Source organism: Thalassoglobus sp. JC818, from assembly GCF_040717535.1.
Lineage (GTDB): Bacteria > Planctomycetota > Planctomycetia > Planctomycetales > Planctomycetaceae > Thalassoglobus.
The window spans coordinates 846548-863385 of sequence record NZ_JBFEFI010000002.1 but is presented as its reverse complement, the minus strand read 5'-3'; the positions used below and the strand labels follow the sequence as shown (position 1 = coordinate 863385).

Genomic DNA, 16838 nt, shown 5'->3' with positions numbered 1-16838 from the left:
GATCACCAAATTTGTTCACACCAATTCAACAATGGAAGCGTCACAAACTTTCATCGTCTCGGACTTTGAAGAGTTGATACAGTTTCACTCGGGAGACACCGTCGAGACCAGTTGATTTTAGTTCCGGTCCCCATTTTTCCACTTCTGCCTGATATGAGTCATTCAATGCGTCCCAGTTTCTCAAAGTCACCTGAGGTGGCAAAGTGATCTCCTGTAAAACTCCCGCGTCGACAAGTTGCTGTATTCGCTGCGGAGACACAAAATCGGTGTAACCGTAGGTCGTCCGGTATCGCAGAATCTCATTCCAATTGACGAGAACGTGCGTCAGACCTTCTTGAGAAAACCGTTCTCGAATCTCTTCAGCAGGCAGCAGGTCCCATTCTTCAGAGTCACTCGCAATTGATTCGCTGGGAACTGTTTCCGCGTTCTTCGTGGTCAGCAGCAGGAGTAGGTTGCGATCGAAGACTGTGTTGTATTGAAAGTCAAAATCCGCGTCGAAGACCTGAGCTTCACCGACGAATAAAACATTGTCGTCGGGGCCAACAAACTCCTCCGCAATACGGATTGCCATGGGGACCGAATGGGTCAGCTGCTGCATCGATCGGTAGCTCGTCAGAAACGCATTATTGCCAGCGAGTCCAGCCGTGACGAAGACCAAATTGAAGACCAAGGTCCCGACGAAAATGATGCACAAGCACGAAACCCCGAATCGCTGGATGACTTGCCCCAAAGCACTCTCGGGAAGCCGACGCGATGAGAACCGCACGCACAACTCATGCCCCGCAATTCCAGCCAGAATAGCGGCGATTGGTAAGACCGGCACCCAAAACCGGTCCAGCAAATGTGTCAGCGTGTACCAGGTGAGCAGAATCCACACTAAGTAGCCGAACGTCAGCCAGATCCCCGAACGTCGATAGCAAAACAAAAGGGCCAGCGGAGCGAGACCGAATAAGAGCGGAGATTGCCAATCATTGCGAATCGTGACATCAATCGCATTCGCTTTCAGTTCGGAAACCATCAGCGACGGACTCTTGATCAAAGCAGAAGGTCGCCCGTGCGCGTGCTTCCACTTCTCGTCGAGTTGTTCTCCCCAGTCAGTTCCTCCAAAGACTGAATACACCAATGGGTAAACTGGGTTCCCGGTCTCGACTGTGTTTTTCAATGCCCAAGGACCGAAGCTGACAGCTACTCCCAGGCTGAACCAACCAGCATGGCGAAACAATAAATTCAAGCTGCGCATTCGCAGGAAAGTGACGACACCGATCGCGATGGCAAATGGAATCGCGACAAGCACGAGTCCCGGATACTTCGTGGAAATCGCGCTCCCCGCGAGAAACCCGACTAGGCAGGCCCAACGCTCTCCAAGGACAGCTTCACGTTCCTCACTCTTCGTCCAGTCGAGCCATTTCAGAAAAACGAGGAAAGTCAGAACCACATAGCAGCAAAGTGCTCCTTCTGTGTAAGCAATCGTCGAGATGCGAAACACCCAGGGCGTGGACAGGTAACAGACTGCTCCGATCGCCCCAGCCCAAGAACCGGAGAATCTTTTTCCGACTGCGAAAACTCCGCAAGCGGTGATGGGCGCAAAAGCAGCCAAGACGGTTTTGCCAACCAGACCACCCGTTGCCCAGTCGTTCTTCACGACCATTCCACACAGCGACAGCATTTCAGTAAGAAATGGGAAGCTCGTGTAGACGTTATGTGGCAAGAACTGAACTCGACCTGCGAGAAAGTATTCCTTCGGTCCCTGCAGGTGATACTCCTTCACGTCGAAGTCCGTCGACGGAAGCATCGCCCCCAGCACAATCAACACCAGAAACGGAACCGCCATCAGGAGAAACGCAAGAATTCCCATCGTGATTGTTTGCGAAGAAGTGTTTTTCGATCCCGTCGATTCGCTTCCGTTTCGTTCTGAATTTCGCAGAAGAAAATATGCCTCAAAGAGAATCGGAAGTCCGAGCGCGACAAAAAAGAGTCCACGCGAAAGTAACCCGAACCAGCCCAACCCCAACGTCAATAGCGATACGACCGAAAGGCCTGCTCCAGCCGAAATGCCGAAGCGTTCTACGGGCTTCAATTGTGATATGAGTCCGAGAGACCGAAGCAGCAAGCGTCCGAAGGCTAGAGCGGAAACGAGAATTCCGAGTGCTGGAACGATCACTCCCACACGTTCTGAAAGATATTTCAGTCCCGATTCAATCCCTGGAGCTGGCGGTGAAAACATCGCCTCCCACGCGATCCCCGGAAGATTCAAGAGGACATCGAGTCGCAGCGTTGGATCTTTCGGATCGCTGAGATTCGGAAGATCGCTGAGGAGAAAACGCGACCAGAACACGACGATCCAGATCAGACAGATTCCGGGAAGCCACCGTTGAAATGAGCTCTCCCGGTCCCCAGCCGTGAATTCCGTCTGGACGTTCTCAGTCAACGCTTGTGCCCCGCTTCTGTGCTTTCCATCTCAACCAGTGATCGGCAAGCACGATGGCAATCATGGCTTCCGCCATCGGAATGAAGCGTGGCAACAAACAGGGATCGTGGCGACCCTTTGTCTGAATGGTCGCTGGACTTCCATCGCGTGTTACGGTCTCTTGTTCAATCGGAAGGCTGCTCGTCGGCTTCACAGCAGCTCGCAAAACAATTGGCATGCCGGTGGTAATCCCACCAAGCATTCCTCCGTGCCGATTCGACTTTGTCACAATCTTGTTCGAGCCATCATCATCGGATGTCGTAAAAAGATCGTTGTGCTGGCTGCCTCGCATGTTCACGCACCCGAAGCCGATGCCGTATTCCACTCCCAAAACTGCTGGAAGAGAGAAGAGAGCTTTGGCGAAGTCTGCTTTAATCTTGTCGAAGACTGGTTCCCCGAGGCCAGCAGGGACCCCCTTCGCAACGATTGTGGCAGCGCCTCCAATGGAATCGCCTGCTTTGCGGCATTCATCAATTAAGGCGATCATTTGTTCTGCAGCAGTTGGATCGGGACAGCGAACAATGTTCGCCGAGCCGTCCGCACACTTCTCCACTTGATCGAGAGACAAGTTCGCAATGTCATCGAGTTGTGCTTGGATATCACCAACTTGGCTGACGTACGCGATGACTTCTCCGCCGAACTCTTCTTGAATCAGTTTCTTCGCAATCACTCCAGCAGCGACACGAGCGGTTGTCTCGCGAGCACTACTGCGGCCACCTCCGCGATAGTCACGAAAACCATACTTGGCGTCGAAGCTGTAGTCCGCGTGACCGGGGCGATACAGGTCTTTGATTCCCGAGTAATCACGGCTTCGCTGATCTTCGTTGCGGATCAGAATGGCGATGCTTGTTCCGGTCGTCTTCCCTTCGAAAACTCCCGAGAGAATTTCGGGACGGTCAGACTCTTTTCTTTGCGTGACAATCTTGCTTTGTCCCGGTTTTCTCCGGTCGAGATCGACTTGCAAATCATCGACGGAAATCGAAATTCCAGGCGGAACTCCGTCCACAATGACGACGTTCCCCGGACCGTGACTTTCACCGGCGGTTGTAATACGAAACAGTTGTCCAAAAGTATTTCCAGGCATGGACGGATTGTAGAAGCTACCCCACTCTGTTGGCGAGTCAGTTTTTCTGATCTGAAAACTCTGATCAGAAAGCGACGATCAACACCGAAGATCGAGCCTCGGAAAATTCCTGATGAGAATTGAAGTGGCCGACTTGACGTGAACGCATCAACCGGATTCAATCGAAAGCACGGCCTCAATACCCAACAACTTTCCCACCTGAGTAGTCAACTATGCGTATCTTCCTCACTCTGGCAGTGGTTTCACTCTGTTCGAATTTTGCCGTCGCCGCACCGGTGGAACTTAAGCAGAACGCGATGAGCGTGAAAGCGACCATCGATGGGGAAGTTTTCGCCGTCTTCAACTTCGATCCCCAACGCAAAAAGCCATTCGTGCTCCCCGTCACAGCTCCTGGAGGCTTTGAAATTCTGGAAGCTGCCGACGATACCGATGAACCCGGAGTTGCCGGGAAGCAGGTGATCATCGCCGAAGAGAACCCCACTGTCATCGAACAACAGGCAGCTGCAGAGGTCGAAGCTCCGTCGCTGGGAGACATTTACACGGTGACGACCGTCGAGAACGATCGAGTCTATCTTCCTGAATTGAGTGGCTGGCTGAGCAAGTCCGATGTTGCCCCAGTCGTTTCAACTGTCACTCGACTGATCAATGACAACCCGACTGGCGTCAAAGATCGAAAGAGTCCGCTGTATTACGACCATCCGCATCACAAAGGTGTCTGGTTGTCCGTCGACGAAGTCAACGGAATCAAGTTCTGGAACGAAGATGGAATCATTCGTAATATCAGCGTGGAACTTGTCGAAGCTTCTGGAAACCCGGCAGTGATCCAAGTCAAAAACCATTGGCTCGATGGAGACGGAGAACCTCTCCTCGAAGAGTCGACGCGAATTTCGATCCATGCAAATCGTCTCATGACATACGATGTCACTCTGAGAGCAGTCGCCGATGAAGTCGAAATTGGTGACACGAAAGAGGGAATGTTTGCAATTCGACTCCCCAACAGCATGCGGGAAATGGTTTCCGGAGGACCAGTCACCAATGCCGCAGGTAAGGTTGGAAGCGATGTTTCATGGGGACGGGAAACTCCGTGGATCGACTACAGCGGGCCGATCGATGGGCATGTCTTTGGCGTCACACTGATGGACCACCCTCAAAACCCCTGGAAATCACGTTATCACGTTCGCAACTACGGGCTGTTTGCGATCAACCCATTCGGCTCGGGAGCGTACACCAAGGGTCGAGATGATGCGCAGGAAGCTCACCACCGCGTCATGCAGCGAGGAAAAGACTCACTTCAGTTCAAGTACGGTTTATTCGTACATGCTGGCCAAGTCCCGAACGAAGACATCCAGAAGATCTACGAAGAGTTCGTCGAATCGGTGAGCGAATAGCAGGACTGCAACAGCCTCCCTCATGCCGTAATGGACGGAGTTTGTCGCGATCGATTAAGATCATCTCTTGGCATTGGAATGAATGCACCGGAAAGACGAAGAGAGTCGAGTTCCGGTCAGGTCACACAACACAAAACTCAGTCTTACTTTAGCTTCGAACGTGCGGTTTTCCGCGTACACTATTTAAGTGATGTTTCAGTTAGTCGTTGCCGATTCACTTTTATTCTGTGAGAAACGGACGTCTCATGCCCAACAATCCCGTGAGTGTTGCTCAATACCAGTGTGGTCGCCAAAAGCCGCTACTGGTCATCGCTGGTCCGTGCGTGATCGAAAACGAACGGATGATCCGGGAGACCGCCCTTCGCCTTGCCGATCTCGCCAGCACTCACGAGTTCCAGTTGGTCTTCAAGTCGAGTTTCGACAAAGCCAACCGGACCAGCATCGACAGCTTTCGTGGTCCGGGGTTGGAGAAGGGATTGGACATCCTGAAAATTGTCCACGACGAAACAGGACTCCCCGTCACAACCGATCTTCACCTTCCCGATCAGGCTGAAGCTGTCGCCGAGGTCTGCTCGATTCTGCAAATCCCAGCCTTTCTGGCCAGGCAAACCGATTTGATCGCAGCAGCTTCCGAGGCAGCTGTGAAACACTCACGAGTGATCAATATCAAGAAGCCACAATTTGTGGCTCCGGAAGACCTTATTCATGCTGTCGGAAAGTGTGAGTACCTCAATCAGAATGACATCCTGCTGACAGAGCGTGGAACGACATTCGGCTACGGTCGTCTCGTGAACGATTTCCAATGCATCCCCATCATGCAGAATATGGGATGTCCGGTGATTTATGATGCGACCCACAGTGTCCAACGCCCCGGAGGAAGCACAACCGGAGGCAATCGCGAAATGGTCCCCACACTCGCCCGCGCCGCCATCGCCTGCGGATGCGACGGCGTGTTCATGGAAACCCATCCGGACCCGGACAATGCACTCAGCGATGGCCCCAACCAAATTCGCATTGAAGACATGCCGACCATTCTTCAGCAACTGACGCAGATTCGAACACTCGTCAACAGCTTTGAAGAATAGAGCAAGTTGCTCTTTCCTGTGCACTCGCTTGCGCTGTTTCACAAGATAAAAGGCTGTGCTTGCTCGTGCGAGATCGTGCACGCACCAACAGTAGCCGGAAAATTAGCCCGGCGAGTGGCAGAGTCGTCGGCCCGATCAACTACGCGAGACGACTCACTTCATCCTGTCGGTAGCGAACTTCACCTTCGACAATCGTGTACTTCACACGGCCTTGTACGGTCTCGCCGTCGAATGGGTTGTTTCGACTTTTCGACAGGAAATTCTCAGCTCGAATCGTCCAAGTTTCATTCGGATCAATGATGGTGACATCAGCAATCGCACCGTTGGCGAGAGTTCCGGAATTCATCCCGAACAGCTTCGCGGGGCCGACTGTCAGCTTTGAGATCAGATCGGACCACGAGAGATATTTGGGTTCGATCAGCGCTCGGCAACACAACGGAAGAACCGTTTCCAATCCGGAAATGCCAAACGGAGCGTGATCCAGTTCCAGGCTTTTCTTCTCTTCAGCCAGGGGTTGATGATCGGAAGAAATCATCGCGATTGTCCCGTCTCTCAAACCGTCGATGAGAGCTTTTCGATGTTCTTCGGTCCGAAACGGCGGGTTGACCTTCAGGTTCGTGTCGTAGCTTGAAAGCCCATCATCCGTCAGCAACAGATGATGCGGGGCGACGTCGGCAGAAACCTGAATATTCCGGGACTTGGCTTGCCGGATCTCCTCCACGCTACGCATCGACGAAATCGACATGAGGTGAACTTTTCCGCCAGTGTCTTCTGCGAGAGCAATATCTCGACGGACCATGATTTCTTCCGCCGCCGCTGGCATCCCGCGAAGCCCCAGAACGGTCGAATGAAACCCTTCGTGCATCACTCCATCATGCACGAGTTCGGGAACCTGTGCATGGTTGAGAATGGGTCGATTCCACATGCTCGTGTACTGGAGTGATCGACGCATGATCTCTGGATTCGAGATGGGGCGTTTTCCATCCGAAAATCCGATTGCCCCTCCGTCTACAAGATGACCAATCTCGGCGAGTTCTTCGCCTAAGTGTCCTTTCGTCACCGAACCCAGGGGATGAACGCGACACTTTCTCGCACGCTCGGACTGACGGACTACAAACTCTGCGGATGCCCGACTATCAACCACTGGAAAGGTGTCGGGAAGACTACAGACCGTGGTAAATCCCCCGGCCAAAGCTGCGGCTGCCCCAGTTTCAATCGTCTCGTCTTCTTCATTCCCCGGTTCCCGGAACGAAACGTGACAATCAATCCAGCCGGGCGAAACGATCAGGCCTCTCGCATCAATCGTTTCAACATTGACTGACGGTGCCGGGGCCTCGTAGCGAATCCGTCCGTTCTCGATGTACAAATCGCGACTCTGATCGACTCCCTGTGAAGGATCAATCAGCCGACCACCTTGAATCAGCAAGGCACTCATTCGACTCCCTTGTCTCGAATCTGAGTTTGTGCCAGAAGATGTAGACAGGCCATCCGCACGAAGAGCCCGTTCGTTACCTGATTGAGAATCTGAGAATGCCCCCCGTCCGCGACATCTGGAGTGATTTCCACTCCTCGATTGATCGGTCCGGGCGCCAGGACGAGAACGTCTGGATGACATTTCTTCAGACGACTGCGGTTCATCCCGAACAGGTGTGCGTACTCCGCAATCGACGGGAAGAACGCCCCTCGCTGTCTTTCGAACTGCACTCGTAGCAGGTTGATCACGTCGGAGCGCTCAAGCACGTCGTCGAACCGATGGGCGACTTCGACTCCCAGCCTCTCAATTTCCGGGGGAATCAGCGTTGGAGGACCGCAAACAATCACGTTTGCCCCCAGAGCTTTCAGTCCCCAGATGTTTGATCTGGCAACCCGCGAGTGCTTGATGTCTCCGACGAGGGTGACCGTTTTTCCAGCAAGTGTTTGCAGCTGTTCACGGATCGTAAAAATGTCGAGCAAACCCTGTGTGGGATGCTCATGTGTACCATCGCCAGCATTCAGAATTCCTGCTCTCAAATGCTTGGAGAGCAACTCTGGTGCGCCCGGAGAGCTATGTCGGATGACCATAAGATCGACACCCATTGACTCGATCGTCAAGGCGGTGTCGATAAAGGTTTCACCTTTGGAAACGCTGCTGCCGGTGGCAGTCCAGTCGATCGTGTCAGCACTGAGACGTTTGGCAGCGAGGCTGAAGCTTGTTTTCGTTCGCGTCGAAGGTTCGAAGAACAGATTCCCAACAACGCAGCCGTTGAGATGTTCAAGTTTGACACGTGTGCTCTGCAATTCTTTGAAGTAAGCAGCGTGATCGAGAATCAATTCCACTTCGGACGCGTCGAGATGCTGAAGGCCGAGCAAATGACGTCGATTCCATCGCTCAATGCGCGCAGTTGCCTCATTCGAAACAGACATCAGGAAGGGATCACAGCAAGAGAATTGGACAGACGGAGCCATGATAACTTGGGAACATCAGAGCATCAATCCTCGTCGTCCCTTTTGTCCGCTGCCCTGCCTCGTTCTCTTGCTCGATCCCTGGCTGTTGTTTCTCAATGAGTGAACTTATCGCGTCCAGGCGTCACCAGTCAGAATCTGTTCTCGCCCGGTGCTCGTGTCGCTCTTCTTGACGAAGACCAGTTGTCCACCTTGAACTGTGAAGTCGTAGACTCCTGAGTCGTCGGCCGCGAGTGCTCCGTTGATGTCATCGAAGGTAACTGTCGTCCCTTCAACTTTCGCCATCGAGTCAACCACGACTTCTCCATCGCGTTGAAGTGTGGTTTCGCCGTTGGCTTTTAAGATCAACGTCCATTCACTGCCAGCTGCGGTTTTCTTCCAGATTCCGTAGGGACCGAGTGAATCTTGAAGAACCTGCCGATGATATTGCAGAACGTTTTCCGGTTCGACGCGTCCCTCGATGAGCTCCGTCAGCGTCGGAACAAACTGATAAGCCTGATTGATGCAGTACCCGAAATACTCCTGAGCCTCCTGTTCGGTCAGATATCCCGCCGGCGCGAAGGGAACAGTCATCCGGAAGTACAAGGTTCCAGTTTCGTGATTGAACCCAAGTCCAGGGACCGGATAGCTGTGATTCAGTCGAACGATAGCTGATTCGAGCGCTGCAATGCGTTCCGGAGCAACCTTGAGTGGGATCACCTGAATGAAGTGAACGACACCGTCCGATGTCGCCCAGCGGACGACGTGAACCGCCTCAAATGCTTCCTTTTTCACGGGAATTGCAATGAATCCCTGTTCCAGATCGGCTTGGCTGTTGACTCCGATTCTCTGGAAAAACTGCATCAAGTTTTCCAGCGACTTAATCTGTGAAGATTCCGGTTGCTGCGCGATAAGAGGCGAAGCAGCGACAGTCAGTAACAAAACAATCAGACTCAAGATTCTCATGAATAACCTGTTCGTGGTGGTAGTTCGACAGTCCTCAGGACGCGACGACAGACGTTAAGTCGGTACTATGTCGAAATTCGTCAATCAGCAAAATCCCGAATTTCGGTCTCTACCGCTCCAACTCGGAATCAATGATTGGTTCGCCTTCCCAGAGCCATTGATCTCCCTCCTTAATGAGCAAGCGAGACTTGCTGCCCGGTGCGGGAGAGGCATCGTTGCGCGGATACAACTTTGCGAGTTCAGACTTCGTTTGGGCATGAGCTGCCGACGTGGCGAGGTTGGTCCATTCGTTGGGATCACTCTTCAGATCGTAGAGTTCTTCGGAGCCGTCGGCGTAATGGATATATCGCCAGCGGTCCGTCACAACGGAATGGTTTCCGGGGTTGTGTGTGGTGATGGCTGGCCATTGGCGAGCAGTGGTCACATCTTCCAGTTGCGGAACAAGACTGTGTCCGTCCAAGCCTTCTGGAGCTGGAAGACCGCACAACTCAGCCAGAGTTGGATACATGTCGATGAGCTCTGCCGGCTGCGAACAGATTTCCCCAGATTGAATTCCGGGCCCGGCGAAGATCAAAGGAACACGGGTCGACTCATGCCACAAGGTGTTCTTACCAGAGATGTCTTTCTCTCCCAGATGCCAGCCATGATCTGACCACAGAACGACGATGGTATCGTCAGCGTGTCCGCTTGCTTCAAGAGCATCCAATACGCGTCCCACTTGACTGTCGACAAAACTGACAGAAGCCAGATAGGCCCGAACGAGAGGTTTCCATTGACCGGTTTCTTTCAGCCAAGAAAGCCGAACTTCCGGCAGTTTCCAATACAGATACCATGAAAAATGAGGAACATCCGAACGATCGCCTTCCGGAACCTCTGGCATGATCAGTTCGTCTTCAGGGTACAGGTCAAACCACTTTTGTGTTGCGTAGCAGGGAACATGCGGCAGAAAGAAACCGACTGAAAGAAAGAACGGCTCTTCTTGAGGTTGCTCAAGCTGTTCAACTGCCCAACTTGCAACCTTCCAGTCTCCCTTGTCTTCATCGCGATGAGGAAACGTCCCCCAGTCGACGAGCGGGTGATTGCCGCCCGGTGTCGTGACGAGTTTTTCCGGAGGACGAACACCAACGCCAGCTGACGGCCCCCAGACATCAAACTCAGCCGTTCGCTCCGGCTTGGGTGGAAAACCTCCGTGATAGATCTTTCCAGCTGTAAGCGTTTTGTATCCCTGCGACTTGAAGTGCTGCGGAAGCGTGACATGGTCGCGCAGTTCTTCGACTTTTCGGAACCAGGGCTGCAAGGCGTAGACGCCTGTCGACGACGGACGCAGCCCGGTCATGATGGCCGTTCGAGAGGAATTGCAAAGCGGCGCCTGACAATGTGCATTGGAGAAGAGAGTTCCGCGCTCTGCGAGTCGATCCATGTACGGAGTCTTCGCTTGCGGGTGTCCTCCCAGACAACCTTCCCAGTCATTCAGGTCATCGATCGCGATGAACAAAACATTGGGGCGGTCGTTAGCGGAATCGGGCTCAGCCGCTCTGACTGGCGAGAACACCGTCAGCACCAACAAGCCCATCCAACACACTCGCCTAAGGTCGCGCGCAATCATCGACAGTTCCTATTCTTCGAACGCGAAAGTCTGGAATTCGTTTGTCGATTCAAACAACCTTCTCATTCAATTGCAACAGTGCGCAGCGATCGAAGAGGCTCCTGTCGGGCTGGTTGGTTGTCTCAGTTGTTGGAAGCAGTCGATGCGGCCGGAGCTTCAGTTTTTGGCCGAGCCAGCTCGGTGAGAAATCCTCGATAGATGGCTGTCCGTTCGAGTGCTCCCAAATCACGAACGAGCGGAGTTTTCAGAAGCTCCCAAACTGTCGGAGCGGTGCCAGCCTGAACGGTATAACCTCCGAAGAGCATCGCAGCGTCTTCTTTGAGAATTGGATCAAACGCATCGGAAATGAAAACCAGAGTCTCCTCGGCAGTCGCTTGTTTCTGGACGTCTCCGATCTGCCCGAGAATCGCGACATCGAGCTCGTCTGGATCAAGCTGTTTTCGGTTCTCTCGCACCTTCGAGAGGAGATAGACCTGCTTGATCTGATCCGACGCTGCGTCCAGTTTCTTCTGATCAATCAACTCTTGGATTTGAGTCGATCGCAGATCAACCAGATCGTAAGGATAGTCGCGTGTCGCACTGATGGCTGATTCAATCTCGCTCTTCAGTGAGCTGTTTCCAGCCAGTTTGGCGCGAGTCTGCAAGAAACCTGGCAGAGTCGTTTGGAAATACGGTTCCTGATCAGCGACATCAGAAGCGGACGTTCGGTCCTGCACCATCGCCCAGATTTCGGGAACTAGTCCCTGCCGCGCAACCGCTCGCAGCAACTGAACCTGAAACGCGAGTCGTTCCTTGGCGACGTCATTCAAACGTTCACACTGGAGACGATATCTTCCAAACTCCCGACGAATCTTGCTCGAAGACCCTCCGAGATTTAGGAGCGAATCTAACTGATAGCGAACACTATCACCGCTTCGTTCACATTCGTCGAACAGTGCTTGAGTCTTCGCAGGACTTGGTGTCATCGCACGCGTTTGAGCCATTGCTTTCTCAACAGCTGCCAGTGCTTCTTCTGGCTTTCCAAGCTGTAATGCAACGAGGGCGACATCCGTACAAGCGGAGGCAGCTGTCTGATTCGGAGACGGATTTGGCAAGCCAAGATGAGGCCGCCCTTGACTATCGTAGATGTCCTTCATCGAAGGAGTCGGAGCAGCTGAGGGACTCGCAATGTTCTTGTACAACTCAAGTGCTTTGGCGTATGCGGTCTCGGAAGGACCGGAGAGTCCCTTCGATGCCAGATGTGAAGCGACGGCACACCACACTCGAACCTTGCCGGTATCAGACACTTCCTGATTCGACAATTGATTTGTCACTGTCTGAATCGCGGATTCTGGCTGCAGCTCTGTAACTCGACCTGCCCAACCTGCCAAAGCAGCGTCTCGCTGATCGACGTCTTTCGCTTCCATCGCGAAGGCGAACGCCTGTTCTGGGTAACCGTGAGAGACGAGTGTTTCCACGACTCCGACTCTGAGTGGTTCATCCATCGCGACGTGATAGGGTCGCTCGGATTCCAGCCCGATGTCGTAGGTTCGAGAATCGAGGGCGACTCGCCAGATCACCGAAGCTGTCCCCGCAGGCCCTTGGGCTTTCTGGCTTGCGATCAATTTGTTTGCATCCTCACTTTTACCCACTGCAACGAGAGCACCTGCCAGTGATGTCGCAGCATCGAATGAACGTCGCAAACCGGGCGGAAGCGAACTCGACTTCTCCAGACCATCTGCAGCACTGGTCCCAGCTGCCGCTGAGTCTCCTGCTTTCAATTGAGCCCAGGCGATTTCTGCAAGTGGCTGAACTTGATAGTGGGGTATGCTGCGGGCAGTCGTTTGCAACCGCTTGAGTTGTTCGACCGCCCGATTGATTTCACCCGACACAGCATAAGCTTCAGCGGCGAGTTGAGTTCCCACGTTCGAATTGCGATTGTCACGCCGATCCAAAGCAACGTTGGAAATTTTGTCTAATGATTCTTTGCGAATCTGAGCCAGCGAAATTTCTTTCGGTTCCGGCGGAGGACAGTCGTCGCACTCCTTCGGTTCAGGCTCAGGTGGACAATCCTGACAATAAGGAGCTGGGATAGGTCCGACGACATTCGGATCTTCTGGCGTACTGAAGACGGTGAACTTGAGGACGACACCGACCAGCGCGACCGCAGCGACACTGGCAGCGATGATCAGCCATTTCTTGCCGGAGCCTTGTTCTTCAACGACAGCTTCGATCTTCGGTCGCTTCGATTTGAAAACTGGAACGATACATTCCGAGTTGCAACACTGAACGTCTTTCCCAGCATCTTCAGGCTGCATATACCCAGACGTTTCGCACATCGGACAGACAACTTCGTAGGTCCGTGTTTTCGTGGGGCGTGGAGCAAGCTTAATGGCCCTTCGAACGGCAGAGGTATCGACTTCGAAAGGATCGTCTTCTTGAGTGTCGGCCGGCGCACTTCCGGGACGCTGAGGCTTCTTCGCGGCAGCGGCTGGTTTCTTAGCACTCGCCGGTTCCGGCTTGGATTTCCCCTTGGGAGCTGCCCCCTTCTGAGTCCCCGCTGCAGGTTTTGAAGGCGTTGCGGGCTTTGGTTTCCCAGACATTGATGCACCGCAAAACGGGCAATCTTCCACATCGTCTTCGAGAACCGACGCCTGGCAAGCGGGACAAGTGCGGAAGTCCATAGCAACTCTTCGATTAAATTCGGGGATATGATGTCTGAAATGATTATATCGCGGAGACCCTCGTGAGGGGAATTTCCCTCGAATTCGTGACCCCAGGACATGAACAGTATAACAATTCTCGTGGCACGTTAGAATTGTTTGAGGAGTCTTCCGATGAGTCTCGCCAAAACTGCAGTTTTCCCGGACAATTCAATTCCAGCGAGACAACCGGCTTCAACCTGACGCGGTGGAAAACCAGATCTGATGAGTCAACTTCTAGAATCACTGAGCCACTCAACAATGCAGAACCAGTCGATGCAAACCCGGATTCCGTTTGCGTATGCGGCAATTGTGCTCGCATCCATCACCTTCACAGGTTGTCCGCAGACGTCAACACCAGAATCGGCGTCGGCAACGGCCCCTGCTCCGAAGACTTCGACTCCTGCGACACAGCCCTCCGAATCGAACTCGAATGTGTCCGAAGTTGATCCGAACCGGAAGGAGACTCAGTGGATCGGAACGATTCCCTATGACGTCTTCTACGATCAACCTTTGACAATCGCAGCTGACTCGACAAGCCTCGCTTCGAACACTCCAGGCAACGCGACACAACAGCTTCCGGAAATGACTCCGGATCAGACTCCCGAAACTCCACCGACCGATTCGACATCTTCGGCTGCTTCGTCAGATTCTGCCAATTGGACAGAGATTCTTCCGCTTCCGATTCTGATCGATGAAACGAAAAGCATCCGCAATCGACTCTCAGAGAATCTTCAAACTGTCGGAACGTACAACAAGTCGATCAACGCCATTGCTCTTGATGGTGCGATGATGACAGCCCTCGGAGCCATCGCGACAGTTCATCAGGAAGATGACGACTGGAAAACCCGAGCGAAATTTGTCCGGGATCTTGGATACGAAATTTACATGGCTGCCGACGGAACCGGACGAACGGCCTTCTCAGCGACCGAAGAGCCTTACCTGAAACTGATCACCGCTCTCGACGGTGGAACGGTCAACGATGTCGAGGCGGAAGAGGTCGTCGATTTTGCTGATGTCGTGTACGTCTCTGACATCATGAAGCGGATCGATGCTTCCATCAACGACTTGAAAGCAAACATCAACACCGAAAGTCGACTCAAAGAAGACTCAGAAAAAACCGAGCAGGAACTTCGTGTGCTGGCGGCTTTAGCAACGATCATGAGTTCAGACGGCTACGATTCCGCCGATTCCGAACTTTATCAAAAACTGACAAGCAAATTCGTCGACGGAGCACTCTCCAGCGTGCAAGCTGTCAAAACTGAAAACTACGACGGTTTTCGCGAGGGCCTGAATCAAATGCAGTCGACCTGTGCAGAATGTCATCAACAATTCCGCAGCAACAGTTCCTCGTTCTAATCGGTTTTCAATGTCTCCATTTTCATGGATTCAGTCAGGTCGACGATCGACGCAGTTCCATGATCTGAAAACCGTTAGACTTTGGCTGCTTCAGCTCGTTCAGTTCTGTGTCGAGTACACGAACTGAGAAACCTTCACTCTGGGCCATTTGATAGAATCTCTCAGACTGATAACGTCCGGGATCACCGAGCCAGCAGACGCCGTTTTCCGAGAGCATGAAGGAGAGTAAGTTCAGGATGACACCATGCGACGGAGCATCATACGTCACTTCGCAACCGACGATTGCATCGAACTGTTGAGCAGTCGGTTCCCGCCAGTCCAGTTGAAGCGTCGCGGGGTCTGAAAACCCATTGCGAACTGCATTCATCCGACACAAATGCAACGAGGTTGGATCGTAGTCACTGAATGTCACACGATCTCCTCGCGCCAGCCCCGCCAACCCCACAAGACCAATTCCCGATCCAAGCTCAAGAACCTGTGTTCCAGGCGTCCACGGCGCTTGTGATATCAACAGACTCATTGTAATCGAAGAGGGCCACAGAAACGCCCAGTACGGTGTATAGTCGTTTTGCTCGTTCGCCTTCAGAACTTCATCGTCATCCAGGAAAAGATCCGGTTGTGCAGGACACAAAACCTTTAGTGTTGTTCCTGATACGTCGAACTCTCGGTCTTGCCATCCACCGGGGATCTCCGGAAGCGATTGCAAGTCCGCGGACAATCGAGGGAATGCCGATGGCTGATCGCCACTCTCCTCGTGTTCATTCTGTCGTTCCATCTCCAACACTTCTCTCTTCAAGAAAACACTTCTTCTTTCAACGAATCAGCAAACAGCGAGTTTGGCCGGACAAGTCAGTCCGGACTTTGAAGGAAGGTTCTCCGTCGCACTCGATGCAGTCGCTTCTATTTTTGGATGCGAATTCGAGTTTCGGACAAGAAAGAAAACAGCACAATCCTCCCGGTGGACGATTCCAGAGAAACGGGAGAGACGATGAGTGATTGGATCTATTATCTGTCGGCGATAGTCCTCCTCATCGCCAACCTCATTGCCTGGGCGGGGATTTTCTACCGTTTGGCTGGGCATTGGATCATTTTCGCAAACTGCCTGTTGTTCATGTCGCTGTTGCCCGCTCGACCGAGTGGGCTTGGATTAGGCTGGTTCGCCATTTGCCTGATCGGCCTGCTGGCTGTGCTCGGGGACTCCTTCAATTTTGCCATTCGACGACATTCCCTCTTTCGAGCGACGAAAGACATGACCAGCCGCAGCCGAATTCTCGTCGGTGCCGGGCTCGGAAGTTTGACGTGTGTCATTGCAGGCATGGCTGTCCCGATCGTTGGCTCGATGCTCGCTGTGCTCGGAGCGGTCGCTGGTGCGGCGGGAGGTGCATGGCTGGGCTCGGTCATCACCCCAAAAGCGCCGCTGCGTGAATCCGCTGAACCGATTGAATCACGACTGCTGACGCGATTCCTCACAGAAGAGCAAATCAAAATCCTTCCTCGCGTCGTCTGCGGTGGATTGATGCTTCTGATTGCCTTTTCTTCCACGTTTGTCTGATCGCCGCAATTGCCATAAACGGTATGACTCATTGCAGTCCCGAGAACTTCGCCGCTTCTGACAACTGCATTACAGATTTACGAGAACGCTTCTCCGTTAAATCCATCAAGAGAGTGAGACCAGTTCTCTACTGGCTGACTTTGACAGTTCGGAAAGAGATCGTGGACCGCCGCCGCGGATCAAGTCGAGATATTGCACAGGCCTGTTCACAACGTCCTTTCAGAACCGC

12 protein-coding genes are annotated in these 16838 nt (G+C 53.0%); 4 read left to right on the top strand and 8 right to left on the bottom strand.

Annotation, left to right across the window (positions count from 1 at the left end; genetic code table 11):
- Positions 1-40: 40 nt before the first annotated feature.
- Both AB1L42_RS07780 and aroC read right to left on the bottom strand, forming a co-directional pair.
- A complete protein-coding gene (locus tag AB1L42_RS07780; RefSeq protein ID WP_367053129.1) occupies positions 41-2428 on the bottom strand; it encodes a phospholipid carrier-dependent glycosyltransferase in 2388 nt (795 codons plus the stop codon).
- Positions 2421-3551: a chorismate synthase gene (gene aroC / locus AB1L42_RS07775; protein ID WP_367053128.1), complete on the bottom strand. Its 1131-nt coding sequence runs from the start codon at positions 3549-3551 to the stop codon at positions 2421-2423. The genes AB1L42_RS07780 and aroC overlap by 8 nt, the downstream gene beginning before the upstream one ends.
- Positions 3552-3763: 212 nt before the next feature.
- Between aroC and AB1L42_RS07770 the strand changes: the two genes are divergently transcribed.
- Both AB1L42_RS07770 and kdsA read left to right on the top strand, forming a co-directional pair.
- Positions 3764-4939, top strand: a complete 1176-nt coding sequence (locus AB1L42_RS07770; protein WP_367053127.1) for a PmoA family protein — start codon at positions 3764-3766, stop codon at positions 4937-4939.
- A gap of 245 nt (positions 4940-5184) precedes the next feature.
- Entirely contained in the window at positions 5185-6024 is an 840-nt protein-coding gene (kdsA, locus tag AB1L42_RS07765) for a 3-deoxy-8-phosphooctulonate synthase (protein ID WP_367053126.1), read from the top strand.
- Between the two features lie 139 nt (positions 6025-6163).
- On the opposite strand, the gene AB1L42_RS07760 is transcribed toward kdsA, so the two are convergent.
- The 5 genes from AB1L42_RS07760 to AB1L42_RS07740 form a co-directional block, all read right to left on the bottom strand.
- Positions 6164-7459, bottom strand: coding sequence for a dihydroorotase (locus tag AB1L42_RS07760; protein WP_367053125.1), 1296 nt, complete (start codon positions 7457-7459; stop codon positions 6164-6166).
- A complete protein-coding gene (locus tag AB1L42_RS07755; RefSeq protein WP_367053124.1) occupies positions 7456-8427 on the bottom strand; it encodes an aspartate carbamoyltransferase catalytic subunit in 972 nt (323 codons plus the stop codon). Before AB1L42_RS07755 ends, AB1L42_RS07760 begins: the two co-directional genes overlap by 4 nt.
- A gap of 147 nt (positions 8428-8574) precedes the next feature.
- Positions 8575-9411: a YbjN domain-containing protein gene (locus tag AB1L42_RS07750; protein WP_367053123.1), complete on the bottom strand. Its 837-nt coding sequence runs from the start codon at positions 9409-9411 to the stop codon at positions 8575-8577.
- Positions 9412-9520: 109 nt separating this feature from the next.
- Entirely contained in the window at positions 9521-11017 is a 1497-nt protein-coding gene (locus AB1L42_RS07745) for a sulfatase (protein ID WP_367053122.1), read from the bottom strand.
- A 122-nt stretch (positions 11018-11139) separates the two neighbouring features.
- Positions 11140-13599 (bottom strand): hypothetical protein, encoded by a 2460-nt coding sequence (locus AB1L42_RS07740; protein WP_367053121.1) that lies wholly within the window; start codon positions 13597-13599, stop codon positions 11140-11142.
- Between the two features lie 375 nt (positions 13600-13974).
- On the opposite strand from AB1L42_RS07740, the gene AB1L42_RS07735 reads away from it, so the two are divergent.
- Positions 13975-15057: a hypothetical protein gene (locus AB1L42_RS07735; protein WP_367053120.1), complete on the top strand. Its 1083-nt coding sequence runs from the start codon at positions 13975-13977 to the stop codon at positions 15055-15057.
- Between the two features lie 34 nt (positions 15058-15091).
- Here the strand turns inward: AB1L42_RS07735 and AB1L42_RS07730 are convergent, their stop codons facing one another.
- The gene (locus AB1L42_RS07730) at positions 15092-15832 is read right to left on the bottom strand and encodes a methyltransferase (RefSeq protein WP_367053119.1); all 741 of its coding nucleotides are present in this window, start codon (positions 15830-15832) and stop codon (positions 15092-15094) included.
- 213 nt (positions 15833-16045) lie between these two features.
- On the opposite strand from AB1L42_RS07730, the gene AB1L42_RS07725 reads away from it, so the two are divergent.
- Positions 16046-16609: a hypothetical protein gene (locus AB1L42_RS07725; RefSeq protein WP_367053118.1), complete on the top strand. Its 564-nt coding sequence runs from the start codon at positions 16046-16048 to the stop codon at positions 16607-16609.
- The last annotated feature ends 229 nt before the right edge of the window (positions 16610-16838 follow it).